30 protein-coding genes are annotated in these 23,305 nt (G+C 71.9%); 10 read left to right on the top strand and 20 right to left on the bottom strand.

Features of this window, described 5'->3' with window-relative positions:
* Positions 1-59 precede the first annotated feature (59 nt).
* Both AB0H93_RS09480 and AB0H93_RS09475 read right to left on the bottom strand, forming a co-directional pair.
* Positions 60-776, bottom strand: coding sequence for a response regulator transcription factor (locus tag AB0H93_RS09480; protein WP_093264979.1), 717 nt, complete (start codon positions 774-776; stop codon positions 60-62).
* A 416-nt stretch (positions 777-1,192) separates the two neighbouring features.
* Positions 1,193-1,759, bottom strand: a complete 567-nt coding sequence (locus AB0H93_RS09475) for a DUF3000 domain-containing protein (protein ID WP_358570546.1) — start codon at positions 1,757-1,759, stop codon at positions 1,193-1,195.
* Between the two features lie 224 nt (positions 1,760-1,983).
* Here AB0H93_RS09475 and hemE point away from each other — a divergent pair, with 224 nt between their 5' ends.
* Genes hemE through AB0H93_RS09450 form a run of 5 tightly spaced genes read left to right on the top strand, consistent with a single transcriptional unit; the run spans position 1,984 to position 5,906 of the window.
* Complete coding sequence (gene hemE / locus AB0H93_RS09470; RefSeq protein ID WP_358570011.1) at positions 1,984-3,078, top strand: uroporphyrinogen decarboxylase; 1,095 nt, start codon at positions 1,984-1,986, stop codon at positions 3,076-3,078.
* A complete protein-coding gene (gene hemG / locus AB0H93_RS09465) occupies positions 3,078-4,514 on the top strand; it encodes a protoporphyrinogen oxidase (protein ID WP_358570008.1) in 1,437 nt (478 codons plus the stop codon). Before hemE ends, hemG begins: the two co-directional genes overlap by 1 nt.
* Positions 4,515-4,518: 4 nt before the next feature.
* On the top strand, positions 4,519-5,214 hold the full coding sequence (gene hemQ, locus AB0H93_RS09460) for a hydrogen peroxide-dependent heme synthase (protein ID WP_132493784.1): 696 nt from the start codon (positions 4,519-4,521) through the stop codon (positions 5,212-5,214).
* 57 nt (positions 5,215-5,271) lie between these two features.
* Positions 5,272-5,508 (top strand): antitoxin, encoded by a 237-nt coding sequence (locus AB0H93_RS09455; RefSeq protein ID WP_358570005.1) that lies wholly within the window; start codon positions 5,272-5,274, stop codon positions 5,506-5,508.
* Complete coding sequence (locus AB0H93_RS09450; RefSeq protein ID WP_358570002.1) at positions 5,505-5,906, top strand: type II toxin-antitoxin system VapC family toxin; 402 nt, start codon at positions 5,505-5,507, stop codon at positions 5,904-5,906. Before AB0H93_RS09455 ends, AB0H93_RS09450 begins: the two co-directional genes overlap by 4 nt.
* Before the next feature lie 2 nt (positions 5,907-5,908).
* Here AB0H93_RS09450 and msrB read toward each other — a convergent pair whose 3' ends face one another.
* The 3 genes from msrB to AB0H93_RS09435 are packed head-to-tail and all read right to left on the bottom strand — an operon-like array spanning position 5,909 to position 7,805.
* Positions 5,909-6,328, bottom strand: a complete 420-nt coding sequence (gene msrB, locus AB0H93_RS09445) for a peptide-methionine (R)-S-oxide reductase MsrB (RefSeq protein ID WP_132493781.1) — start codon at positions 6,326-6,328, stop codon at positions 5,909-5,911.
* A 45-nt stretch (positions 6,329-6,373) separates the two neighbouring features.
* The gene (locus AB0H93_RS09440) at positions 6,374-7,453 is read right to left on the bottom strand and encodes a crosslink repair DNA glycosylase YcaQ family protein (protein ID WP_358569997.1); all 1,080 of its coding nucleotides are present in this window, start codon (positions 7,451-7,453) and stop codon (positions 6,374-6,376) included.
* Positions 7,454-7,505: 52 nt separating this feature from the next.
* Positions 7,506-7,805, bottom strand: coding sequence for a hypothetical protein (locus AB0H93_RS09435; RefSeq protein ID WP_358570543.1), 300 nt, complete (start codon positions 7,803-7,805; stop codon positions 7,506-7,508).
* 134 nt (positions 7,806-7,939) lie between these two features.
* On the opposite strand from AB0H93_RS09435, the gene AB0H93_RS09430 reads away from it, so the two are divergent.
* Together AB0H93_RS09430 and AB0H93_RS09425 are read left to right on the top strand one after the other, a co-directional pair.
* Positions 7,940-8,122, top strand: coding sequence for a hypothetical protein (locus AB0H93_RS09430; RefSeq protein ID WP_358569994.1), 183 nt, complete (start codon positions 7,940-7,942; stop codon positions 8,120-8,122).
* Between the two features lie 213 nt (positions 8,123-8,335).
* On the top strand, positions 8,336-9,106 hold the full coding sequence (locus tag AB0H93_RS09425) for a DUF4389 domain-containing protein (protein WP_358569991.1): 771 nt from the start codon (positions 8,336-8,338) through the stop codon (positions 9,104-9,106).
* A 45-nt stretch (positions 9,107-9,151) separates the two neighbouring features.
* On the opposite strand, the gene AB0H93_RS09420 is transcribed toward AB0H93_RS09425, so the two are convergent.
* Both AB0H93_RS09420 and AB0H93_RS09415 read right to left on the bottom strand, forming a co-directional pair.
* Complete coding sequence (locus AB0H93_RS09420) at positions 9,152-9,694, bottom strand: AAA family ATPase (protein ID WP_358569990.1); 543 nt, start codon at positions 9,692-9,694, stop codon at positions 9,152-9,154.
* Positions 9,695-10,038: 344 nt separating this feature from the next.
* Positions 10,039-11,598: an alpha/beta hydrolase gene (locus tag AB0H93_RS09415; RefSeq protein WP_358569988.1), complete on the bottom strand. Its 1,560-nt coding sequence runs from the start codon at positions 11,596-11,598 to the stop codon at positions 10,039-10,041.
* Between the two features lie 158 nt (positions 11,599-11,756).
* Between AB0H93_RS09415 and AB0H93_RS09410 the strand changes: the two genes are divergently transcribed.
* The gene (locus AB0H93_RS09410; RefSeq protein ID WP_358569985.1) at positions 11,757-12,713 is read left to right on the top strand and encodes a DMT family transporter; all 957 of its coding nucleotides are present in this window, start codon (positions 11,757-11,759) and stop codon (positions 12,711-12,713) included.
* Positions 12,714-12,728: 15 nt separating this feature from the next.
* Here the strand turns inward: AB0H93_RS09410 and AB0H93_RS09405 are convergent, their stop codons facing one another.
* The 12 genes from AB0H93_RS09405 to AB0H93_RS09350 all read right to left on the bottom strand — a co-directional run bounded on the left by AB0H93_RS09405 (position 12,729) and on the right by AB0H93_RS09350 (position 19,612).
* Positions 12,729-13,628, bottom strand: coding sequence for a 2-dehydropantoate 2-reductase (locus AB0H93_RS09405; protein WP_358569983.1), 900 nt, complete (start codon positions 13,626-13,628; stop codon positions 12,729-12,731).
* Between the two features lie 11 nt (positions 13,629-13,639).
* Positions 13,640-14,752, bottom strand: a complete 1,113-nt coding sequence (locus AB0H93_RS09400) for an ATP-dependent DNA ligase (RefSeq protein ID WP_358569981.1) — start codon at positions 14,750-14,752, stop codon at positions 13,640-13,642.
* An 18-nt stretch (positions 14,753-14,770) separates the two neighbouring features.
* Positions 14,771-15,376: an alkaline shock response membrane anchor protein AmaP gene (gene amaP, locus AB0H93_RS09395; RefSeq protein ID WP_358569979.1), complete on the bottom strand. Its 606-nt coding sequence runs from the start codon at positions 15,374-15,376 to the stop codon at positions 14,771-14,773.
* Positions 15,373-15,909, bottom strand: coding sequence for a DUF6286 domain-containing protein (locus AB0H93_RS09390; protein WP_358569976.1), 537 nt, complete (start codon positions 15,907-15,909; stop codon positions 15,373-15,375). Before AB0H93_RS09390 ends, amaP begins: the two co-directional genes overlap by 4 nt.
* A gap of 3 nt (positions 15,910-15,912) precedes the next feature.
* Entirely contained in the window at positions 15,913-16,299 is a 387-nt protein-coding gene (locus AB0H93_RS09385; RefSeq protein WP_358569973.1) for an Asp23/Gls24 family envelope stress response protein, read from the bottom strand.
* Positions 16,296-16,475: a hypothetical protein gene (locus tag AB0H93_RS09380; RefSeq protein WP_093264953.1), complete on the bottom strand. Its 180-nt coding sequence runs from the start codon at positions 16,473-16,475 to the stop codon at positions 16,296-16,298. Before AB0H93_RS09380 ends, AB0H93_RS09385 begins: the two co-directional genes overlap by 4 nt.
* 37 nt (positions 16,476-16,512) lie before the next feature.
* Entirely contained in the window at positions 16,513-16,767 is a 255-nt protein-coding gene (locus AB0H93_RS09375) for a hypothetical protein (protein WP_358569970.1), read from the bottom strand.
* Positions 16,764-17,063 carry a hypothetical protein gene (locus AB0H93_RS09370; RefSeq protein ID WP_358569967.1) on the bottom strand — a complete coding sequence of 100 codons (300 nt, stop codon included), beginning with the start codon at positions 17,061-17,063 and terminating at the stop codon, positions 16,764-16,766. Before AB0H93_RS09370 ends, AB0H93_RS09375 begins: the two co-directional genes overlap by 4 nt.
* Positions 17,064-17,102: 39 nt before the next feature.
* The gene (locus tag AB0H93_RS09365; RefSeq protein WP_358569964.1) at positions 17,103-17,618 is read right to left on the bottom strand and encodes an Asp23/Gls24 family envelope stress response protein; all 516 of its coding nucleotides are present in this window, start codon (positions 17,616-17,618) and stop codon (positions 17,103-17,105) included.
* 128 nt (positions 17,619-17,746) lie between these two features.
* Entirely contained in the window at positions 17,747-18,313 is a 567-nt protein-coding gene (locus AB0H93_RS09360; RefSeq protein ID WP_358569961.1) for a hypothetical protein, read from the bottom strand.
* Complete coding sequence (locus AB0H93_RS09355) at positions 18,306-18,863, bottom strand: RNA polymerase sigma factor (RefSeq protein ID WP_358569958.1); 558 nt, start codon at positions 18,861-18,863, stop codon at positions 18,306-18,308. The genes AB0H93_RS09360 and AB0H93_RS09355 overlap by 8 nt, the downstream gene beginning before the upstream one ends.
* Positions 18,860-19,612 (bottom strand): pyrimidine reductase family protein, encoded by a 753-nt coding sequence (locus AB0H93_RS09350; protein WP_358569955.1) that lies wholly within the window; start codon positions 19,610-19,612, stop codon positions 18,860-18,862. Before AB0H93_RS09350 ends, AB0H93_RS09355 begins: the two co-directional genes overlap by 4 nt.
* A gap of 93 nt (positions 19,613-19,705) precedes the next feature.
* Between AB0H93_RS09350 and zapE the strand changes: the two genes are divergently transcribed.
* Positions 19,706-20,731: a cell division protein ZapE gene (gene zapE, locus AB0H93_RS09345; protein ID WP_132493767.1), complete on the top strand. Its 1,026-nt coding sequence runs from the start codon at positions 19,706-19,708 to the stop codon at positions 20,729-20,731.
* 80 nt (positions 20,732-20,811) lie between these two features.
* Here the strand turns inward: zapE and rocD are convergent, their stop codons facing one another.
* The gene (rocD, locus tag AB0H93_RS09340) at positions 20,812-22,044 is read right to left on the bottom strand and encodes an ornithine--oxo-acid transaminase (RefSeq protein ID WP_132493766.1); all 1,233 of its coding nucleotides are present in this window, start codon (positions 22,042-22,044) and stop codon (positions 20,812-20,814) included.
* 178 nt (positions 22,045-22,222) lie between these two features.
* On the opposite strand from rocD, the gene AB0H93_RS09335 reads away from it, so the two are divergent.
* A complete protein-coding gene (locus tag AB0H93_RS09335) occupies positions 22,223-23,278 on the top strand; it encodes a lactonase family protein (RefSeq protein ID WP_358569951.1) in 1,056 nt (351 codons plus the stop codon).
* The last annotated feature ends 27 nt before the right edge of the window (positions 23,279-23,305 follow it).

Genomic DNA, 23,305 nt, shown 5'->3' with positions numbered 1-23,305 from the left:
GGCTACTCCACCCGAGCTCGTCGGGTCGACCGCACCGGTGCAGGTGCGTCAGCGTCCGGTCACCGGATCACGCCGGCCCGCATGGCCAGCGCGACCATCTGCGCCCGGTCGCCGGTGCCCAGCTTGCGCCCTATCCGCGACAGGTGGCTCTTCACCGTGAGCGCGGACAGGTTCAGCGCCTCGCCGATCTCCTTGTTGGAACGGCCGTCGGCCACCAACTGGAGCACCTCGACCTCGCGCCCGGACAGCTCGCGAGGCGTGTTGTCCGTTCCCGGCACGCGGGTACCGGCGGCAAGCACCGGAGCCACGCTGGGATCGGCGTACACGCCGCCATCGAGCACGCGGCGCACACCGTCGGTGACCACCATGGGCGAGGCCGACTTCAGCAGGTACGCCTGCGCACCTGCCTGGAAGGCGGCCCGGACCGCATACGGGTCATCGGACGAAGCGAGCACCACGATCCGTGGCCAGCCCTGGCTCCGGAGTTCGGTTACCAGCTCGATGCCGGTCCCGTCCGGGAGTCCGAGATCGAGAATTGCGAGGTCGCACGGACCGGTCGCCAGGGCGCGAGCCCTGGCTTCGGCCATGGATGCGGCCTCGTGCACCGTGCCGGCGCCCATCTGCAGCAACCGGGCGGCGATTGCCTCCCGGAGCAGCGGATGGTCGTCCACCACGAGCACCGTGAACAGCTCTTCCCGCGGGTGCGGGACCATGTTGGCCGGCAAAGCGCCGGCGGGCGTGGTTCGAGCGGCCTGACCTAAGCCGACGGCAGCCACGTCACTACCTCCCTGGAGTCGGTCGTGCCCCCCGACCGGCACCGGGACTCTCGACCAATCAGCCGCGCCACTGATCGACCGAAAGTGGTGTCGTCGGGGGCAGCGTAACCGCCCAAGCGGGTCAGCGGGACGATCAATCGGGTATCTATCCCGATCGAGTTGTTACCTGAACATGATCGCATCGCTCTTTTGGGTGACTATGAGCTATCTCCGTAACGTCGGAGCGTGGCCAAGCGACGTAACACGAACGCGGATTGTGAATAACTTGCGCAATCAACGGTTTCGGCGGCCTCGCAGGGTCTTCGCGAAAGGAAATCGCGCATCGGCGTGTCGGCCGCCACGGAAACGGGATCGGTTGCGCCGAACCTTACGCGCCGGAGTCGGCCGACACAGCCGGTGATCGGGCGATCTCGCGATCAGTCGCGGTGCGCCGTCCCGGACCGCCCGCCGAGCATCGAGACGCCTTCCGGCGGCAGGCCCGCCGCGCTCGCCATCAACTCGTGGAACGCCGCCGCGTGCGGCGCCAGCTCCGCGTCGGTGGCCGTCCACGAACCGCGCAACTCCAGATCGTGGCTGCGGGCCGGGCCCGCGATGTCGCCGAAGCGGGCCGACGAGGTCAGCGTGACCGTGCCGCCCAGTGCGGTCCAGGACGCGCCGGAATCCTCCAGCGCATCGGTCAGCCACGACCAGCCGACCGCCGGCAGCAGCGGATCGGTGGCCAGTTCCGGATCGAGTTCGGCCCGCAGGTAGACGACGAGCCGCAGCACGCCCGCCCACGCCTCCTGGCCTTCCGGGTCGTAGAGCAGCACCAAGCGGGCGGTGGCCAGCTCACCGGCCGGGCCGTTCGCCTCCGCTGCGAGCGCATGAGCCCAAGGAGCGAGGCGCTTGGGCGGCCCCACCTCGGTCAGCTCTATCTCCGCTCGCGGACGCGAAGACGTCAACGCGGCAACCGCCTGCCGGAAAACCTCGGGCGCCACCGGCATCTCCGTCACGCCGCAGACTGTATGCGGCCGGGCGCGGGCGGTTGCGGAGGCACGCCGAACGGGGGATGAAGACGCTTCGCGACCGGCCTCAGAGTCGTCCTCGGCGGGGCGCCGAGGCAGGGGAAAGGGGCGGGCCGGTGCGTGCGAAGATTGCCGCGTAAGCCCGGTCGGCCCGCCGTGGCGCCGTCCCCGGGACGCCTCTCGACCTACGGACAGCGACCTCGATGACGAACTCCGCGAACCCCGCGCCGGCCTCGGCCCGCCGGAACCTGGCCGACGCCCCCCTGCTGGTTGCCGCCCGCGGCGGCACCCCCCGGCACACCCCGGTCTGGTTCATGCGGCAGGCGGGTCGTTCGCTGCCCGAGTACCGCAAGCTCCGCGAGGGCGTGCCGATGCTGCAGGCGTGCCTGACGCCGGAACTGGTCAGCGAGATCACCCTGCAGCCGGTGCGCCGGCACGGGGTCGACGCCGCGATCCTGTTCAGCGACATCGTGCTGCCCCTGTACGCCGCGGGCGTCGGGCTGGACATCGTCGCGGGCACCGGCCCCGTCGTGTCGAACCCGGTGCGCACCCCGGCCGACGTCGCGGCGCTGCCGACGCTGGACGCGGCGCAGGTCGCGCCGGTCGCCGACGCGATCGGGCTGCTGGTGCGCGAGCTGGGGCAGACGCCGCTGATCGGGTTCGCCGGTGCGCCGTTCACGCTGGCGTCCTACCTGGTGGAGGGCGGCCCGAGCCGCAACCACGAGCGCACCAAGGCGCTCATGCACTCCGACCCGAAGACCTGGCACGCCCTGCTGGACCGGCTGGCCGACACCACGCTGGAGTTCCTGAAGGTGCAGCTGGCGGCCGGGGTGGACGCGATCCAGCTCTTCGACTCCTGGGCCGGGGCCCTGTCGCTGCGCGACTACCGCGAATTCGTGCTGCCGCACAGCCGGCGGATCTTCGCCGCCGTCGCCGAGATCGCGGACGTGCCGAAGATCCACTTCGGGGTGGGCACCGGCGAGCTGCTCGGCGCGATGCGCTCCGCTGGAGCCGACGTCGTCGGCGTGGACTGGCGGATGCCGCTGGACGAGGCCGCGGCGCGGCTGCGCGCGGCGGAGCCGGATGCCGCCGCGCCGGTGGTGCAGGGCAACCTCGACCCGGCGCTGCTCTTCGCCGGATGGGACGCGATCGAGCGCGAGGTGCACCGGATCCTCGGCGAGGGCAAGGCGGCCGGCGGCCACATCTTCAACCTTGGTCACGGCGTGCTGCCCAGCACGGACCCCGAGGTGCTCACCCGCGTCGTCGAGCTGGTGCACACCGCGAGCAAGCAGCAGTGATGACGCGCCGGGTCGCAGTCGTCGGCGGCGGCATCGCCGGTCTCGTCGCCGCCTACCGGCTCCGCCGCGAGCTGGGGCCGGACGCCGAGATCGTGCTCTTCGAGCAGGGCGAGCGCCTCGGCGGCAAGCTCCGCACCGTCGAGCTCGCCGGCTGCCGCTACGACGTCGGGGCGGAGGCGTTCCTCGACCGGCGTCCGGAAGTCCGGCAGCTGGCCGAGGAGCTCGGCGTGCCGGAAGAGGTCGTGCACCCGGGCAGGGTGTCCGCGACCGTGCGCGCCGGCGGCCGGACCTGCCGGTTGCCCGGCGGAACCGTGATGGGCGTCCCGGCTTCGCCGGAGGCGGTGCAGGACGTGCTTTCCCCGGCGGGAGTGGCCGCGGTCCGGGCGGAGGCGGAACTGCCGCCGGTCCGGCTCGGCGGCGCCGACATCTCGGTGGGCGAGCTGCTGCGCGGGCGGATGGGTGACGAGGTCGTCGACCGTCTCGTCGAACCGCTGCTCGGCGGCGTCTACGCGGGCGATGCCGACCGGCTCGGCCTGCGGGCCACGATCCCGGCGCTGGCCGCAGCGCTCGACGCCGGAGCGGAGTCGATCACCGCTGCCGTGGCGGCGGCGCTGCCCGCGCCGAAACCGGCGGATGCGCCGAAGCCGCCGGTGTTCGGCGCGTTCCGCTACGGCTACCGGGAGCTGGTCGACCGGCTGCTGATCGCCGCCGGCGCCGAGGTTCGGATAGGACTCCCGGTGCGGCAGCTGGCGCGGGCGGAGCAGGGATGGCGCCTGGAGATCGGCGCCGCGCCCAGCCCGGAGTTCCTGGACGTCGACGCCGTGGTCCTCGCCGTGCCCGCTCCGGCGGCTCGGCGGCTCCTCGGTGACGTCGTTCCGGCGGCGGCCGCGAAGCTGGCCGAGGTGGAGCTGTCCTCCTCGATCGTGGTCGGGCTCGCCCTGCCGCCCGACACGCGGCTGCCGGAGGCATCGGGCGTGCTGATCGCGCGCGGCGAGCAGCACGCGGACGGAACCCCGTTCACCGCCAAGGCATTCACCTTCTCCAGCAAGAAGTGGCCGCACCTGCGCGGCGCCGAGGGCGAGCTGCTGGTGCGCGGTTCGGTCGGGCGGTTCGGCGAGACCGCCGAGCTGCGGCTGGACGACGCCGAAGTGCTGCGCCGGGTCCTGGCCGACTTCACGGAGCTGACCGGGATCTCCACGGCTCCGGTGGACTCCGTCGTGACGCGTTGGGGCGGCGGGCTGCCGCAGTACGGCGTGGGACACCTCGACCTGGTCGCCGACGTCGAGCGCGCCGTGGCCGAGGTGCCCGGGCTGGCGATCGCGGGCGCCGCGCTGCACGGGGTCGGCGTTCCGGCGTGCATCGCAACCGGGACCGCGGCAGCGACCGATATCACGCGGGACCTGCTGCAGGCCGGTCGCCGCGAGGTGGGAGCATGAACGCATGGCGCGGCTGAACTACAACGAGCTGAACGACACCATCCGCTACACCATGTGGTCGGTCTTCCGGATCGAGCAGGGCACGCTGCCCGAGGACCGGGCCAAGGCCGCGCAGCAGACCCAGGAGTACCTGGACTCGCTGGCCGAGACCGGCGTCGTGGTTCGCGGCGTCTACGACGTCTCCGGGCTGCGCGCCGACGCGGACTTCATGATCTGGTGGCACGCCGAGCGGATCGAGGAAGTGCAGGCGGCCTACACCGGGTTCCGCCGGGAGACCCCGCTGGGGCAGGCGTCCGAGCCGGTGTGGAGCAACGTCGCGCTGCACCGCCCGGCCGAGTTCAACAAGAGCCACATCCCGGCGTTCCTGGCGGGCGAGGAGCCGCGCAAGTACATCTGCGTGTACCCGTTCGTGCGCTCCTACGAGTGGTACCTGCTGCCGGACGACGAGCGCCGCACGATGCTGGCCGACCACGGCAAGGAAGCCCGCGACTACCCGGACGTCCGGGCGAACACGGTGGCGTCCTTCGCGCTGGGCGACTACGAGTGGATCCTGGCCTTCGAGGCCGACGAGCTGCACCGGATCGTGGACCTGATGCGCCACCTGCGCGGCACCGAGGCCCGCCTGCACGTCCGCGAGGAGATCCCGTTCTACACCGGTCACCGCGTCGACGTCCCCGACCTGGTCACCCGCCTTCCCTGAACGGGTACAAGGCGTCAGAGTAGCGCGATAGTAGCGCTGTTGCGCTACTGTCGCGCTATGGCGACCATTCAGATCCGGGACATCCCGGAAGAGGCTTACGAGACGATCCGCAAACGAGCGCGATCCGCTGGGATGTCGCTGCAGACGTACATGCGCGATGAGATCGTGCGCATGGCATCGCGGCGAACGAAGGAAGAAGCGCTCGCGGCTGTTGAGGCAGCACTCGCTCGCGATCGCGGTACCGGAGTGACCGTCGAAAGCATCCTCGCGGCAAAGGATGCTGATCGGCGGTGAAGGAATTCGTCGTGGACGCCTCGACTCTCGTGTTGGCAACCACCGTCGTGTCGGACGAGGCTCGCCAGCTGCGGCATCAGCTGCTGCAGAGCGAGTGCCATGCACCGCACCATGTCGACGCCGAGGTCGGGAACGTGCTTAGAAGGCAGGAGTTGGGCGGGCAGATCGAGGAGGAAGCCGCGACGACTGCGCTCCTGGCGATGAAGCACTTGATCGACCACCGCTATCCGCACGTAGGTCCGCTCAGCCAAGCTGCGTGGGAATTGCGTGGTGCCATCACGTTCTACGATGCGCTCTACGTGGCGCTGGCTGCTGGTCTGGATGTGCCACTGCTGACCGCCGATGCGAGGCTGTCCCGCGCGCCGAAGCTTCCGTGCAAGGTCGAAGTCGTCGTGTGATCTCACTCCGCCGGGGTCAGGCGGACGGCGATCGAGTTGATGCAGTAGCGCTGGTCGGTGGGGGTCGGGTAGCCCTCGCCCTCGAACACGTGGCCCAGGTGGCCGTGGCAGGACGCGCACAGGACCTCGACGCGCACCATGCCGAGCGACCGGTCCTCGCGGAGGATCACCGCGTCGCTGTCGGTCGGGTCGTAGAACGACGGCCAGCCGCAGTGCGATTCGAACTTGGTGTCGCTGCGGAACAATTCGGCCCCGCAGCCGCGGCACTCGTAGACCCCGACCGTCTTGGTGTCGACGTACTCGCCCTGCCAGGCCGGCTCGGTGGCGGCTTGGCGCAGCACCGCGTACTCGTTCGGGCTGAGCTGTTCCCGCCACTCCTGATCGGTTTTGGTGACCTTCGGGGTTCCTGCGACCGGATCCATGCCTCCACGCTAATCCGTGCGAAGATCAACTGCATCGGCGCGGTCTCAGATCGAGTCGAACGCCACCACGGCCGACTTCGCCCCTCTGGTCCCGGCCAACTGCTGGGCCTCGGTTTCCACCTCCTCGCGGACGGCGGCGCTCAGGGCGCGGAAGCCCGTCGCGTCCACCTGGAGCTTGCTGCCGGCCTTCCTGGCTCGCCAGGTGCCGACGATCTCACCGTCGGCGAGCAGGGCCCCGGGAGAGCCGACCGCCCGCCAGAGGACCTTCCGGTGCGCGGGATCCGGCAGCAGCTCCGCGCGGTCCCGGGCTTGCAGGTACGGGTCGCCGGTCGGCAGCAGCCGCACGCCCCGTGGTGACGGCGGCGAGTCGAGCGCCGCGATGGCGTCCGGCACGAACCACGACTGCTTCCCGGCGACCGAGACCTCGACGAGGTCGGTCGGCCAGACCGGCCGCAGCGCGGTGGCGCTGGTGCCGAGGAGCGCGGCAACGTCGGTGATCGAGCCGGGGCCGAGCAGGCGCAGCACGTCTTTGATCAGGTCGTCGGTCCGGGCGGGCCGCTGCGGGACGTGCCACTTCGGGGCCGCCGTGATCCGCAGCCGCCCGGATGCGCGGACGAGCCGGATGCCCGCCGCCAGCCCGGATTGCAGGTACAGCGAGTAGAAGACGTGGGTCGATTCGCAGGCCTTGCACCACGCCGAGGCTTCCGGGACGTCGCGGGTGACCGCCGCGCTCAGCGTGCCCCGGTCCGTCGGTTCGAGCGAGTGCTCGCGCATCGCCGCGACCGTTTTGCCGAACACCGCGAGCGGGGCGTCGACCGACTTCATGACCGGCATCCGCGCCACCACGTCCGCGTCCGACATCGGGTAGAGCCGGCCGGCCAGCTCCGCGAGGTCCGCGGCGCGGTGCAGGTGCGCGCTGCCGCGCACCGACCAGGCGAGGACCACCGAGTTCGGGAGCTCTGCTCCGGGGACCCGCGTGCGCACCGACTGCAGCGCCGAGCCCGCCGGGGTGTCCGGCACGCCGAGCGGCAGCACTCCGAGGTTCTCGACGGCGCCTGCGGACCGGTCCAACTGCTGGACGGCGTGCCGGTAGGCCAGGACTCGTTCGCGGTCGGTCTCGATCACGGGTACTCCGATTCGACGGCAGGCGTCGAGCATGCCCCACGGCCCCGACAGATCAGCCGAGGAAGGTGCCGAACACGAACGAGACGGCGTTCCAGACCGTGAACAGCACGCCGAACAGGATCAGCAGGACCACCGCGACGGCCATCAGCCTGCGGTGACCGTTCGCCCGGTTCACGCTCTGCGCGAAGTCGTCCACGCCGCGCAGCATGCCCTCCACGGTGGCCTCGGAGTTCGGCCGCTGCATCCGGTCGCGATGCTCAGCGAAGGCCTGCACCTCGGGATCCTCCGGGTCGAGCCCGTGCAGGTCATCACCGAGGCGCTCGGTCTCCTCATCCCGGTCGCCGCGCTCCACGGCCCCACCGTAGCGCCTCACCACGGCACCGTCGGGCGGCTATTCGCGATCCGTGCCGCGTTCGGACGAGTCGGCCATCGAGCCGGCCGTCCGCCACACGGCCCACATGGTCCACAGTGGTCGGTGCTCTTCAGATGCGGGGGCGCGCGCTCGTGGCGGACGGGCGTGCGAGGAGGCCGCTCCGCGTCCCGTCGCTGGACATGATCCAGTCCGCGATGCACGCGCCGATGCGTTGGTCGGCCGGGTTTGCCAAGACCTTCGCGATCCGGCACTCGCTTGGCACCACGGCGAATCCGTCCCTGGACACCGCGATCTGACAGGTATCCGGTCTCGTACATGTGGAGGCTCCTCCCTGCTTGTGGAATCAATCGCTCGCCGGGAAAACGCCGTGGAACGCCCGCACGTGAGCTGCCGTGCCCGCCGTTCACCAGATCGGATGACGGAGAGCGCGTGCCGCCAGCCGAATCCCGGCCGGCCCCAGGGGCGGTGGTTACAGTCGCCGCGCTCCACACCGGACTCGGGAGGCGATGATGAGCGACCAGCCCGCGGAAGCCGACGGCCTGTTCCTTCCCGAGCTGGAGGTGGTTCCCCCGGAACGGCAGCGGCGCTGGACCGTCCTATTGCGACTGCTGCTGTTGATCCCGCACTTCATCGTGCTCTGGCTGCTGTCCATCGCGGCCGCCGTCGTGGTGATCCTCGGCTGGTTCGCCGCGCTGTTCCTGGGGCGGCTGCCAGATTGGATCGCCGGGTTCCTGTGCCTGTTCGTCGGCTACCAGGCCCGGGTGGTGGCGTCGAACATGCTGCTCGTCGACGAGTACCCGCCGTTCCTGGTGCCCGAGCCGGACTACCCGGTGCAGGCCGACATCCGGCCCGGCGAGCTGAACCGGTGGGCGGTGCTCTTCCGGATCATCCTGGTGATCCCGGCCGCGATCGTGAGCGCGATCGTCACCCAGGGCTTCGGCGTGCTGGCGTTCTTCATCTGGCTGATCGTGCTGGTCCTGGGCCGCAACCCGCGGCCGGTCTTCGACGCCTCCGCGGCGGTGCTGCGCTACAGCTACCGCACGAACGCCTACTTCTACCTGCTGACCGGCGCCTACCCGAAGAAGCTGTTCGGCGATGCGCGCGCGGAGGAGAACCCGCCGCGCCAGTCGCCGGGCACGCGCCCGCTGGTGATGTCCCAGGGCGGACGGGTCCTGCTGATCGTGTTCATCGTGCTCGGCGTGATCGGTTCGGTCACCAACGGCGTCGTGCAGTCGCAGTACCAGCCTCCGGAGTACCAGGACTACTACTACGGCCGATGACGTCCCGCAGTTTCAGTTGAAACCGCGGGACAACGCGGGGCGGGATCAGATCACGGCTTCGGTCCAGGCCCGGTCGAGGATCTCCGCGACGGTCTGCTCCGGGGTCTGGTCGGAGGTGTCCAGCCACAGGCCGATGCGTGGCGTCTGCTCGTGCAGCACGGCGTTCAGCTCCGCGATCGCCCAGCTGTCGTACGCGGTCTTGCCGCGACCCGCCTCGCGCTCCGCGATCGCCGCGGTCGATGGCGCGAGGACGACCACGAGCAGCGGCCGGCTGCCGATGTTCTCGGCCATCTCCGCCAGGTGCTCGCCCAGGATCACGTCCTGAGCGACGACGGTGAACCCCGCCGCGAAGTACGAGTCCGCGGCCTGCGCGGTCAACCGGTGGCGCAACCGCAACTGGCGCAGCGCCTCGTCGGACGGCGGCGCGGACATCTCCTCGCGGCCGCCGACCACCATCCGGCGGAACGCGTCGCCGCGCAGGTGCACCGAGCGCGGGAGCTCTTCGGCGACCCCCTGGGCGATGGTGGACTTCCCGGCGGCCTGGATGCCGGTGATCAGCAGGACGGCCTGGTGGCGCTCGTCGGACACGTTTCCTCCTCGTGCGAGGAGTGGATCTTCTCACCCGGTCGGCGCAGTCGTCATGCGCATTTCGCACCCGGTTACAGATCGCTATGCGTTCATGTGTCCTGTTCAGCGGGTTGGCCCAACGTGTTTCCCTCGCCCGGCGGTGTCTCGGTTGCTCCGTCGGCGAGCACCATCGCAACCGTTGGTATTCGTCACGACGCGGGAGGCCAAGATGGTCCGCACCGAAGCCGAACGTGCACCGGAAGCCCAGGGTGGCTGCAGCTGTTGCGGCAGCTGCAGCGGTCCTTCCTGTGGCTGCTGCTCGAGCTGCGGCTGAGCCGCGGGGGTCTGTCCGGGGTGTTGCGGGATCACCCCGGGCAGGCCATGCCTTCCGTCGGCACGGTGCCCTGCACCAGGAACCGGCTGACCGCTTCGGTGATGCACGGCGACTTGCCGATGGCCCCGTGCCCGGCGCCCTGCCAGCGCAGCAGCACCCCGGTCGGCATCTGCTCGGCCATGTGATCGGTGCCCAGACCCAGCAGCTGCGGGTCGTTCGCGGTGCTGATCACCGGGATCGGTGGCAGGTCCGGGCGGCGCGGCGAGGGCAGCGGCTGCTGCGGGACCGGCCACGACCCGCACCACACCAGCCGCTGAGCGGCGGCACCGCCGAACAGCGGGAACCGGTTCACCCAGTCCAGCGCGAGCTCGCCGGTGCGTTGCGGCGGCACGCGCACCGTCGTGTCGTTGCAGCTGGTGATCAGGTCGCCGTCCAGCCACGGCGGGTTGACGCCTTGGTCGGCGACCAGCGGCGCGCTGATCGAGGCGAGACCGGCGCCGTCGCCGCGACCGGCCGCGGCCAGCGCATCGGCGAGGGCGGGCCAGGTGGCCCGATCGGAAAGCCCCAGCAGGATCGCCTGCACCACCCGGCCGGCGCCGACCGAGGTGCCCGGCGCCGGTAGCGGCGTGCCTCGGGTCCGCTCGACCAGATCGCCGACCACCTTGCGCGGCTCGGGACCCAGCGGGCAGCCGCGGCTGACGCAGTCGGCGGCGAACACGTCGAAGGCCTGCTCCGCGCTCTCCGCCTGCGATTCCGCTTGGCCGATGGCGTCGCGGGTCGGGTCGGGCGCGCCGTCGAGCACCAGCCGGCCGACCGAACCGGGGAAGCGCTCCGCGAAGGTCGTCAGCAGGCGCGCCGCTTCGCCGCGCCCGATCGCGTGCAGCCGCGGCACGCCCAGCTCCAGGCGGAGTTCTTCCAGGTCAGAAGCTGCTCGCCAGGTGTCGTAGGCCTGCAGCCGCTCGTCGAGGTCGAGCAGGCATTCCTGGCTCGCCGACAGCACCGATTCGAGCAGCCGGTCCAGCGCGGCGCGGTCGGTGGCGCGCGGGTCGAAGCCGACGATCGCATCGCGCTGCGCGGGCGGCACGCAGTCGGCCGGATCGGATTCGCCGGTGCCGCGCCGGTCCATCCCGATGATGTCGAAGGTGTTGCGCAGTTCCGCCGGCAGCTGCGTGGCCAGCCGGGCCGCGTAGGTCGTGCCCGGCTCGCCGCCGACGTCGCCCAGCACCACCAGTGGCACGTGGCCGGAACCGGCGCGGATCAGCGAGATGCGCGCGGTGCCGCGTTCCGGGGCTTCCGGGGCGTCGAGCGTGCTGATCAGCCGCGAGCAGGAGAACGTCATGCCCGCTGGCAGACCGCCGAGCTCCGTGCGCGTCTGCTCGGTGCAGTCCTCCCAGCTCTGCGCGTCGTCGCCGGGGGAGCCCAGCGGCGGGACGGGGGCCGGTTTCGGCGGCTGCGGCGCGGGGACGACCTGCTGCTCGCCGTCGTGGTAGGCGACCGCGGGCCGGTCCGACGGCCCAGCCGAACAGGCGGCGACCACCAGCAGCAGCAACGGCAGTAGTGCGGCCCCGACCCGGTGAGTGGTGCGCGGCACGGGTACTCCTAGTCGGCTGGCGCGGTGGTCGCTGGACCGGGTCAGCATCGCATGATCCGGGTGAGGCCCCGGTGAGGGCCCTGACAATCGGGTGACGGTCGCGGCCGGTAGCGGGATAACGTGCGGCGGGAAGCGGTTGGCGGAGGCAGAGGAGCATCGTGCACGTCGCGCAGGTCGGCTCGGGGGCATCGTCGAACAGGCGGTCGCTGTTCAGCGTGGAGCACGTCTCCGCGCGCGCACTCGGGGCGATCCCGCCGCCGATGCTCGTGCTGCTGGGCGTGATCAGCCTGCAGGTCGGCGCCGCGTTCGCCAAGCAGCTGTTCACCACGGCCGGGGCGTCCGGCGTGGTCGCGCTGCGGTTGACCTTCGCCGCAGTGATCCTGCTGGCGGTGTGGCGGCCGTCGCTGCGCATGGACCGCAAGACGCTGGCGGTGGTAGCCGGTTACGGCGCGGTGCTCGCCGGCATGAACGTCTGCATCTACCAGGCGTTCGAGCGGATTCCGCTCGGCGCTGCGGTCACCATCGAGTTCCTCGGCCCGCTGGCCGTGGCGGTGATCGGCTCCCGCCGCAAGCTGGACATCGTCTGGGCCGTGCTGGCCGGCACCGGCGTGGTGCTGCTGGCCCGGGTGGAGGGCGGGCTCGACTGGGTTGGGGTCGCCTTCGCGCTGATGGCCGGCGCGCTGTGGGCCGGCTACATCCTGGTCGGAGCGAAGCTCGGCAGCCGGACCAGCGGCGGATCCGGGCTGGCCCTGGGCATGGCGTTCGGCGCGCTGGTGGCGGCGCCGTTCGGCATCGCCGAGGCCGGGACGGCGCTGTTGCACCCGGCGGTGCTCATCGCCGGGCTGGTGGTCGCGCTGATGTCCTCGGTGGTGCCGTACTCGCTGGAGCTGGAGGCGCTGCGCCGGATGCCGCCGCGGGTGTTCGGCGTGCTGATGAGCCTGGAGCCCGCGGTGGCGGCGCTGGCCGGGCTGCTGGTGCTGGGCGAGATGCTGGGCGGCTGGCAGTGGGTCGCCATCGGTTGCGTCGTCGTCGCCTCGGTCGGTTCGGTCGGCGCGACGAAGGGCGGCGACGGGAAGTCCGATGAGGCGGGCCCCAAGGACACCGGCGCCAACTGACCCCGGCCGGCGAGGTCAGATGGACGGCATCCGCATCGGGCGGAGGGCGCGCATCAGGGTCAGGAGGGTCCGGTTGAGCGGGACGGGGAGGTCGTGCTCGTCCGCCGCGCGCACCAGCGCTCCGGTGATGTGCTCGTGCTCGGTCGGCAGGCCCGCCAGCCGGTCGTAGAGCATCGACGTGCCGTTGGTCGGCGGGAACTTCTCGATGTAGTCCGAGAGCACCTTCTCGGCGTCGGCGTGGGTCAGCCGGGCGCCTTCGGCGCGGGCGACGTCGACGGCCTCGGCGAGCACGCCCTTGCTCAGGTCCAGGATGTCGGGCTCGCGCAGCACGTCGAGGCGGCGCAGGGTCAGCGCGGTGATCGGGTTCGGCGCCAGGTTCGTCAGCATCTTCCGCCACGCCGCGGTGCGGAAGTCCGACGTGGTCCGGGCGCTCAGGTCGTCGGTGGAGACCAGCTCGACGAAGCGCTCGCCGATCTCGCCGGCCTCGACCTGCATGGTGGCGGGGCCTCTGCGGACCACGTGCCCGGGCCGGACCCGCTCGGCGGCCACGTAGATCAGCGCGGGCAGCACCTTGGCCTGCAGACCCAGCCCGGCGATCGATTCGCGGTGCTCGACGCCGTTCTGCACCACCACGACCGGGGCGCGCCCGTCGTCCAGCTTCCGCAGCCAGCCGGCCGCGCTCGCCGCGTCCTGGACCTTCGTCGTCAGCAGGACCCAGTCGTACTCGCCGAGCGCGCCGGGCTCGGTCACCACCGAGACCGGGATCTCCCCGGTGCGGCCCGGGGTTTCCAGCGTCAGCCGGTCGAACGGGGTCCGGACGCACATCGTCACCTGGTGCCCGGCGGAATGCGCAGCTTCCGCGAGAACCCCACCGATACCGCCCGAACCGATCACCGCGATGCGTTGTGCTGCCACGGGTCGTGACATTACCCGTCGACGCGGGCTCCCCGGTCGACATCGCCGTCGAGCACTGCTTCGAGGTCGTACCGCGTGGGCTCGTCGAGCTGGTCGTAGCGGCAGGATCCGGGGTCGCGGTCGGGGCGCCACCGCACGAACTGCGTGGTGTGCCGGAACCGGCCCGGGTGGGCGCCTTCGGTGTGGTCGTAGGAGACCTCGACGACGCGTTCCGGGCGCAGCGGCACCCACGGCTGCTCGGTGCTGCTCCAGCGGTTCACCGACCCGGGCAGCCGCCGCCCGTCCGCCGCGTCGGGCCCCAGCCACGGGTGCTCCCCGTCGGTGATCAGCTCGGCGAGCTCGGTGGCCAGCGCGCGTCGCTGCGCGGCCGGGAAGGCACCGACGACGCCGACGTGGTGCAGCACGCCCCGGTCGTCGTACAGCCCGAGCTGCAGGGAACCCACCGCGGTGCCGGGTTCGGTCTTGGCGTGCCAGCGCAGCCCGGCGACGACGCAGTCCGCGGTGCGGGAGTGCTTGATCTTGAACATGGTCCGCTTGCCCGGCACGTACTCGCCGTTGGTGGGCTTGGCGATCACGCCGTCCAGCCCCGCGCCCTCGAACACCCGGAACCACTCCGCCGCGGTGTCCGGATCGTCGGTGACCGGCGTGGTGCGCAGCCCGTCGTGGTCCAGGCCGAGGCCGGCGAGCAGCTCGCGGCGCTCGGTCTGCGGCGCTGCCGTGAGGTCCCGGTCGTCCAGCGCCAGCAGGTCGAAGGCGATGAAGGTGGCCGGCGTCTTCTCGGCGAGCACCTTGACCCGGCTGGCGGCCGGGTGGATGCGCTCGCCCAGCGCGTCCCAGTCCAGCCGGTCGCCGACGTCGTCGCGCCGGATCACCACGAGCTCGCCGTCCAGCACCGCGGGCCGGTCGAGGTGTTCGGCGACGGTCCGCAGGACGTCGGGGAAGTACCGGTTGAGCGGGCGGCCGGTGCGGGACTGCAGCAGCACCGGCTGCTCGGCCTGCGGATCGGCGAACACCAGGCACCGGAAGCCGTCCCACTTCGGTTCGAACAGCAGGCCGCCCTGCCGGGAGATGCCCTCGACCGGGCTGGCCAGCATCGGCTTCACCGGCGGTTGCAGTGGGAGCACCGGGTCCTCCTTGGTCGGTCAGTGGACGCGTTGGCGAGGCGCGCGGTCCAGCTGCAGTCGGATCGCCGTTGGCAAGGTATCCATTCCCAGCGATTCGCGAGCGCGGGAAAGCACCTTCTCGTCGAGTTCTTCCCAAACGTGGCGCACGTTGGTGCCTTCCTGCAACGACAGCGTGAGCCGCAGCGCCGGGCGCTGCTCGCTGCCCGCCATCCGGACCCGAGCCCGCTTGACCCCGGTGACCCGCTCGGCGTCGGCGCGCACGGCTTCGGTCAGCGCCGCGCTCGTCACCGCCAGGCTGCCGTTGCCGCGTTCCAGGACGAGGGACGGCCGAGGCTCCGGGCGCAGGGCCCGCACCACCCACCACAGGCCGAGCACGAACAGCACGATGCCGAGCACGATCGCCACCGCGATCGCCGCCTGCGAGTTGTCCCGCAGCCACTGCACCAGGATCGGGTCGGCCAGCGGCCGTTGCGCGCGGAAGACGCCCAGCCAACCGGTGCCGACGAGGAGCGCGATCACGCCGGCGACCAGCGCCAGCAACCCGAGCGCGATGACCACGCCGCGCTCGAAGGACTGGCCGCGCGCGACCGGCGTCGTGCTCGGTTTGATCTCCCGCCTCGTCATCGCTGCTCCTTCGGCACGGTCACCGACACCAGCACCTTCGGGGTGCTGCGCAGCGGCAGGTCCTGCACGGCGTGCTCGGCGGTCTCGGTCAGCCGGGCGCGCAGGTCGCCGGGTTCCCGGAACTGCGCGGTCGCCTTCACCTGGACCCGCTTCGAGCCCGCGGTGACCGAGGCGACCGCGACGCCGTCCTGGCCGCGCACCTGGTGCCCGACCAGCCGGGCCAGCGAGCGCCGGTCGGTGGTCACGGTGACCTCCGGCGCCGGGTCGTGCAGCCGGATGTCCTTGGCCCCGGCGTTGATCGCGATGAGCACCAGGAGCACGCCCACCACCGCGACCAACGCCGCGGTCGCGAGGACCTGCGGGTCCTGCCAGGACAGCGAGCTCAGTCCGATGTGGACCTGCTGCCAGGGCACGATGAGGCCGCCGGTGCCGGGGCGCGCCAGGACCCACACCGCCTCGATCGCCAGGAGCGCGCCGCCCGCCGCGACGGCCAAGCCCAGCAGCGTGGTGATCAGGCGTACCAACAGGCGCATGGCTCACTCCACTCGCGGCGGCACGTCGGCGGGGACGAGGGCGGACACGGTCACGTCCACGGCGCGGACCCGGAACTCGGTGAGGCGCTGGAGCTCCGCCCCGATCCGCTCCCGCATGGACGCCACGGTTTCGCGCACCGGCGACGGGTAGCGCAGCGCGACGTCGAGCCGGATCCGCAGCGCGTCGTCCGGACCGGACACCTGCGCCGTGGCACCCTGCCGGCCCCCGCCGAGGCGGTGGCGCCGCCGGGCGCTGCCGGGGTCCTGGTCGGCGGTGTGCTCGGCGATCTTGCGCAGCACCGTGCGGCTGATCTGCAACCGGCCCCGCTCGGCCGGATCGTCGTCGTGGCCGGGTTCTTCGGCCGCGGCCGGTCCGGTGGTGGCCGTCATCGGTCCCGGCCCCGGCCCAGGATGTCGCCGATCTCCAGCTCCCCGTCCAGGACCCGGCCGATCACCAGGCCGACGGCGCCGACCGCCAGCGCGATCAGGAACCCGGTGAAGCCGGCGACCGCCGCGGCGGTGCCGAGGATGAGGCCGGCGAGCAAGCCGGTCTGCGTCGCGTTCATGGGTGCAACCCTCCTGCTGAGGAACTGACTTTGATGGTCACCGGACTCGTGGTGGCCGGTTGCGGCGGGCCCGGCGGGCGCTGATCCGGTGCAGCAGCCCGCGAATCCCGCGCGGTCGGTGCACCACGACGACCGGTGCGTCGTAGCGGTCGCGCGGCCGGTGGTACCGGAGTTCGGCGAGACCGGCGGCGAAGACCTCCGGGTCACCGCCGACGTCCGGGTGGTTGGCCCGGACGAAAGCGCGGATCGCCGCCCGCGTGGTGGCCGGTTCGTGCAGCACAGGCACCATCATGCGCCTCCCCGCGGCTCGTCGGTGATCACGTCGGCCACGGTGATGTCCACCGGGACGTCGCCGAGCGCTTCGGCCAGCGCGCCGCGGATCTCGCCGAGGACCTCCGGCAACGGCCGGTCGAGGCGCAGCACGACGCCGATCTCCGCGGCACCCGACTCGGGCAACCGCACCCCGACGACCTTGCGGCCGGGCAGGTACGACGCGATCTCGCCGAACTGCCCGCCGTGCAGCCGGACCACCGAGGGGTGGGCGAGCACCCGATCGGCCAGCTCACCGGCGGAAACCTGTCCCGGCATGTCGAAGCCGCCCTCCACGAAAAACGATCGGTCCTGGTGCTACTCGACGCGGGACGTGGTCTGCTGGCCGGCTTCCTCGCCGTCCTCGTCGGGCAGGTGGATGTCGTTGACCGCGATGTTGACCTCGATGACCTCCAGCCCGGTCATCCGCTCCACCGCGGTGATCACGTTGCGCCGCACCGCCCGCGCTAGGTCCACGATGGACGCGCCGTACTCCACGACGATGTCCAGGTCCACCGCGGCCTGCTTCTCGCCGACCTCCACCTGGACCCCCGAGGTGGAGGAGGTGCCGCTGCCGCCCGGGATCCGGTCCCGGATGGCGCCGAACGCCCGGGACACGCCGCCGCCCATCGCGTGGACGCCGGAGATCTCGCGGGCCGCGATGCCGGCGATCTTCTGCACCACGGACGCGGCGATGGTGGTCTTGCCCTGGGAGGTCTCGTCGGCCAGGCGGGCGGGCGCGTTGCCGGTCCGGGTCTCCGGGATTCGCCGGCTCTCGTCGCTGCGCTCGGTCTTGGCCTGCGCGTTCTGCGGGCTCCCGCTGTTCTGGGCCATGGAAATCCTGCTCCTTCCCGGTTTCGCCGATGCCGCGTGGGCTCGGCTGGGCTCGTACGTGTTCTGATGCATCTGCTCGACGTGATCTTTCGCGGCTGTGGGCCGCACCACCCATTGTGACGATGCGGTCACCCGGCTCCCGGCGGCTCGACGTCGGCCACCCGCACCCACACCTGCGGCGCGCCCGCGCCGAGCGCTTCGCCCAGCGCGGCGGTCAGCTCGCGGTGGATCGCGTCGGCCAGCTCCGGAGCGGGCAGCGGGTAGCGGACCGCCAGGTCCACCCGCACCTCGTCGACGTCGCCGACGCAGCCGCGCAGGTGCACGCCCGGCCGCTCGGCGAGGAGCTCCAGGCACAGCCGCCGCGTCAGCAGCACCACGGCCTGCGGGGAGACGCGCAGCTTGCCGCCCTCCTGGGTGAGCTCCACCGGCGCCGCGTCGCGGCCGCCCCGCACCAGGCGCACCGCCATCAGTGTGCGCTCCACCAGCCCGTGCGGCGGCTCGATCGGCAGGTGCGCGGTTCGCCGCACCGGCGCCCAGTCGGAGTCCAGCTCGGCGAGCCTGGCCTGGCAGTCCCGGCAGGTCTGGATGTGCGCGGCGAGTTCCGGCGGGGCGCTGTCGGCGAGGAAGTCCAGCAGCATGCCGTCGGTGCGGCCGCACGGCAGCCGGCGGTCCGGATCGAAGGAGCGGTCATCCATCGCGCATCTCCTTCAGCCTGGCGAGCAGCACTGCCCGCGCCCGGTGCAGCCGGGACCGCAGCGCGGCCACCGGCACGTCGAGCATCTCGGCGATCTCCTCGTAGCTCAGCCCCTCCAGCTCGCGGAGCACCAGCGGGATGCGCTGGGAGGGTTCGAGGGTCGCGATCGCGCGGTGCACACGGGCCGCGTCCTCGGTGCGGACGACGTAGCCCTCAGGATCGACCGCGATGCGGTCGGAGATCAAATCGGCGGTCGGTCCCAGCGGGACGGTCAGCTTGCGGCGGCGCAGGGTGGCCAGGGCAGCGTTGGTGACCACCCGGAACAGCCAGGTGGTGGGCGCCGATTCGCCGCGGAAGCGGTCCAGCGACCGCCAGGCGGACACCCACGCCTCCTGGACGGCGTCCTCGGCCTCGGCGGAGTCCCCGAGGATCCGGTACGCGACCCGGTACATCTTGGCGGTGTGGCGGCGGACCAACGCGTCGAACGCCGCCGCGTCGCCGCGCTGGGCGGCAGCCACCAGGGCTTCGTCCGCGCTCGCCCCAACTGTCACGGACGCATTCTCGCGTAACGCAGCAGGAGCAGCGATTCCGCGTGCAGGGCGGACTGCAGGTGCATCCGCCGAGGCGCCTCGACACCGGCCCCCGCGGCGATCCGGCCCGCGTCGCCGCTGGCCAGCAGCGGCGACAGGGTGAGGCACAGCTCGTCGACGAGGTCCTCGTCGACGAGGTTGCCGAACAGCGTCGGGCCGCCTTCGCATCCGATGCGGCGCAGCCCCCGCGCGTTCAGCGCGTCCAGCGCCGCGTGCAGATCCACCCGTTCGTCGCCGGCGACGACGACGTCGGCGCCCGCGTCGGCGAGCGCCGTGCGCCGCGACTGCGGGGCGGCGTCGCAGGTGAGCACGATCGGCGGCACCAGGGTGTCGGTGAGCAGCGGCGACTCCGGCGGCAGCGAAGCGTGCGCGGTGACCAGCGCGATCGGCGGCACGGCGGACAGGCCGAGCCGTTCCCGGCGCTCGGCGCGGACCTCGTTGCGCTTCACGCCGCGGTAGCCCTCGGCCAGCGCCGTGCCGACGCCCACCAGCACGACGTCGGAGAGGTCGCGGATCAGCCCGAGGACCCGCTGGTCGATCGGCGCGGACAACCCGCGCGAGCTGCCCCGGACGGTCACCGCGCCGTCGAGGCTGGAGACGAAGTTCACCCGCACCCAGGGTCGTTCCAGCCGCTCGGGGTAGGCGTAAAAACCCTCGAGTTGGTCGTCCACCTGCTGCGCGCCGTCGACCGGCCAGAGCTTGTCCACCACGGGTCAATCCCACCACGCGAGCCGGTCCGGCGGGTGAGCAGGAGCACGCGCCCGCACGGCCGGGAATGCCCCGTTCGGTTATAAGGTCTGCGCATGAGTTCTCCCCGTCTGGTCGACCGCCGTCCCGAGATGACACCGGACGAGCTGGTCCAGGCGATGACGCCGCCGCCCATGTTCGACGCGGTGCGCTTCGACACCTACATCCCGAACCCGGACGAGCCGAGCCAGGAGCAGGCGGTCCGGGACTGTTCGGCGTTCGCCGACCGGATCAACGCCGCCGCCGGTGGCGGGTCCTGGCTGCGCGGGGTGTTCGGCCGGAAGAAGAACGACGACGGCAAGCGGGGGCTCTACCTGGACGGCGGGTTCGGCGTCGGCAAGACGCACCTGCTCGCATCGCTGTGGCACGCCGTCGAGGGGCAGAAGTCCTACGGCACGTTCGTCGAGGTCACCAGCCTGGTGGGGGTGCTCGGCTTCGCCGAGACCGTCGAGCGGCTCTCGAAGCACCGGCTGCTGGCCATCGACGAGTTCGAACTGGACGACCCGGGCGACACGATGCTGGTCACCCAGCTGATCGCGAAGCTCACCGACGCGGGCGTGCACATCGCCGCGACCTCCAACACGCTGCCCGACAAGCTGGGCGAGGGCCGGTTCGCCGCGGCGGACTTCCTGCGCGAGATCCACGCGATGTCCGCGCGCTTCGGCGTGGTGCGGGTCGATGGCCCGGACTACCGGCACCGCGGGCTGCCGGACGCGCCGCCGCCGATGAGCGAGGACGAGCTGTCCCGGCTCGCGGAGGCCACCGACGGCTCGACGCTGGACGACTTCGACGAGCTCTGCGACTACCTGGCCGGGCTGCACGCCTCGAAGTACGGCCGCCTGGTCGACGGGATCACCGCGGTGCACCTCAGCGGGGTGCACGCGGCGCCGGACCAGGACGTCGCGCTGCGGCTGGTCGCGCTCGCGGACCGGCTCTACGACCGGGCGATCCCGGTGCGGGTCTCCGGTGAAGCGCTGTCGGCGCTGTTCACCGACGAGATGCTGCAGGGCGGCTACCGGAAGAAGTACCTCCGCGCGATCAGCCGCCTCACCGCGCTCTCCCGGGACCTCGCCAAGTCCTGACCTGACGGGGGGGGAGCGGACGGACCGTTCGCGCCGCTTGGCGTGACGAACGGTCCGCCCCCTCGGACGTTGTGTTCGCGTCAGCTGGTGAGGACCGCTTCGATCGCGTCGAGGCCGGTGTCGAGCTCGGCGCGGGTGATCACCAGCGGCGGGGCGATTCGCAGCGTCGTGTCCTGCGTTTCCTTGCACAGCACGCCGCGCTCGGCCAGCGCCTCGCTGGCCTGGCGGCCCGTCGGCCCGCCTGCGGCGAGCTCCACGCCGGCCCACAGGCCGCGGCCTCGCACCTCGACCGCTCCGCGGCCGACGAGCTCGCCGAGCCGCGCGTGCAGGTGCGCTCCCAGCTCGCGCGAGCGCTCCTGGAACTCGCCGGTGCTCAGCATGCGCACCACGGCTCGGCCGACCGCGCAGGCCAGCGGGTTGCCGCCGAAAGTGGAGCCGTGCTGGCCGGGTTCCAGGACGCCGATGACGTCGTCGCGGCCGACCACCGCGGACACCGGCAGGATGCCGCCGCCGAGCGCCTTGCCGAGGGTGTAGAGGTCCGCGCGGATGCCGTCGTGCTCGCTGGCCAGCAGCTCGCCGGTGCGGGCGAGCCCGGACTGGATCTCGTCGGCGATCAGCAGCACGTCGTTGTCGTCGCAGAGCCTGCGCAGCCGGGGCAGGTAGTCGGCCGGCGGCACGATCACGCCCGCCTCGCCCTGGATGGGCTCGACCAGGATGGCCGCGGTGCGTTCGGTGATAGCGGCCTCGACCGCCGCGGCGTCGCCGTACTCGGTGACGATGAATCCCGGGGTGTACGGGCCGAATTCGTCGTGCGCGACCGGGTCGGTGGAGAACGACACGATGGTGGTCGTGCGGCCGTGGAAGTTGGATCCGGCCACGATGATCTCGGCCCGGTTCTCCGGCACGCCCTTGACCCGGTACGCCCACTTCCGGGCGATCTTGATGGCGGACTCGACGGCCTCCGCGCCGGAGTTCATCGGCAGCACCCGGTCGGTGCCGGTGAGTTCGGCGAGCTCGCGGCAGAACGGGCCGAGCTGGTCGTGGTGGAACGCGCGGCTGGTGAGGGTGACGCGACCGAGCTGCTCGGTGGCGGCGGCGATCAGGTCGGGGTGGCGGTGCCCGAAGTTCAAAGCCGAGTACCCGGCCAGGAAGTCCAGGTACTGCCGTCCGTCCACATCGGTCATCCAGGCGCCGGACGCCTCGGCGATCACGACCGGCAGCGGGTGGTAGTTGTGCGCGCTGTACTGCTCGTCGAGCGCGCGGTACCGCGCGGCTTGCGACGACGCTTCGAGGTGCGACGGAACGACAGTCATGGCCATTAGGTTATGTCGACGCCTGCGCAGATTTCATCCGCAAGCCGTTGCTTTGAGCAGCGATCTGTTGCGTGCTCTCGGCGGAATGCGGAGGTTCGTTGTCTCGTCGGGGGAGTGTGGCGGGCTCTTGACATCATGTGTGCGGTGAGGTTTCCGCGGACGGGAAGGCGAGGCGCTGATGCCGGACAACGGGGAGTACCGGATCTACCTGGGGGCGTACACGGGAGCGGAATCGGCGGCCGACGGGATCCGGCTGGCGATCGCCGATCCCGGCGGGGTGCTGCGGTGCACCGAGAGCGTGGCCGAGGCGTTCGATCCGTCCTTCCTCGCGATGGCACCCGATGGGGCGACGCTGTTCGCGGTCAGCGAGCTGCGGGAGGGCCGGGTCGTCGCCTTCGCGGTGCGCGCCGACGGCACGCTCGGCGAGATCAACTCCCAGCCGACGCTGGGCGCCGCGCCCTGCCACCTGAGCGTGCACCCGTCCGGCAAGTACCTGCTGACCGCCAACTACGAGTCGGGGAACCTCGTGGTGCACCCGATCGCCGAGGGCGGCGTGCTGCGCGAGCCGTGCCACGTGGTGCAGCACAGCGGCAGCGGGCCGAACCCGCAGCGCCAGGAGGGCCCGCACGCGCACCAGGTGCTGTCCGACCCGGCCGGCCGCCACGTGCTCGCCGTGGACCTGGGCACCGACTCGGTCTACGTCTACGACTTCGACGTGGAAAGCGGCCACCTGGCGCTCAAGCACGAGGTCCCGGTGCGGGCCGGTGCCGGTCCGCGGCACCTGGCGTTCCACCCGGACGGGGAACGCGCCTACGTGCTCAACGAGCTGGCGTCCTCGATCACCGAGTTCGGCTACGACCCGGCGATCGGGGCGCTGGAGCCGGGGCGGACGCTGTCGATGCTGCCGCCGGGCTACGGGCAGCCGAACCTGGCCGCCGAGGTCGTGGTGACGCCGGACGGCCGGTTCGTGCTCGGGTCGAACCGGGGCCACGACAGCATCGCGGTGTTCCGGGCGGACTCCAGCGACGGCGAGTTCCGGCTGGTCGACATCCGGCCGGCGGGAGTGGCGGAGCCCCGCCACATGGCGCTGTCGCCGGACGGCCGGGTGCTGTTCGTGGCGGGCCAGCGCAGCAACGACGTGCAGGCGTTCGGCATCGCGGAGAACGGCGACCTGACGCCGCTGAGCGAACCGGTGCCGACCCCGACCCCGGTCTGCGTCCTCCCGGCGAGGTGAAGGCTCCCGATTCCAGGCAAATCGGGA

This window comes from Saccharopolyspora sp. NPDC050642, assembly GCF_040654735.1.
In the GTDB taxonomy this organism is placed as follows: domain Bacteria; phylum Actinomycetota; class Actinomycetes; order Mycobacteriales; family Pseudonocardiaceae; genus Saccharopolyspora; species Saccharopolyspora elongata.
The sequence above is the reverse complement of the archived record's forward strand: the minus strand, read 5'-3'. Positions and strand labels throughout refer to the sequence as shown.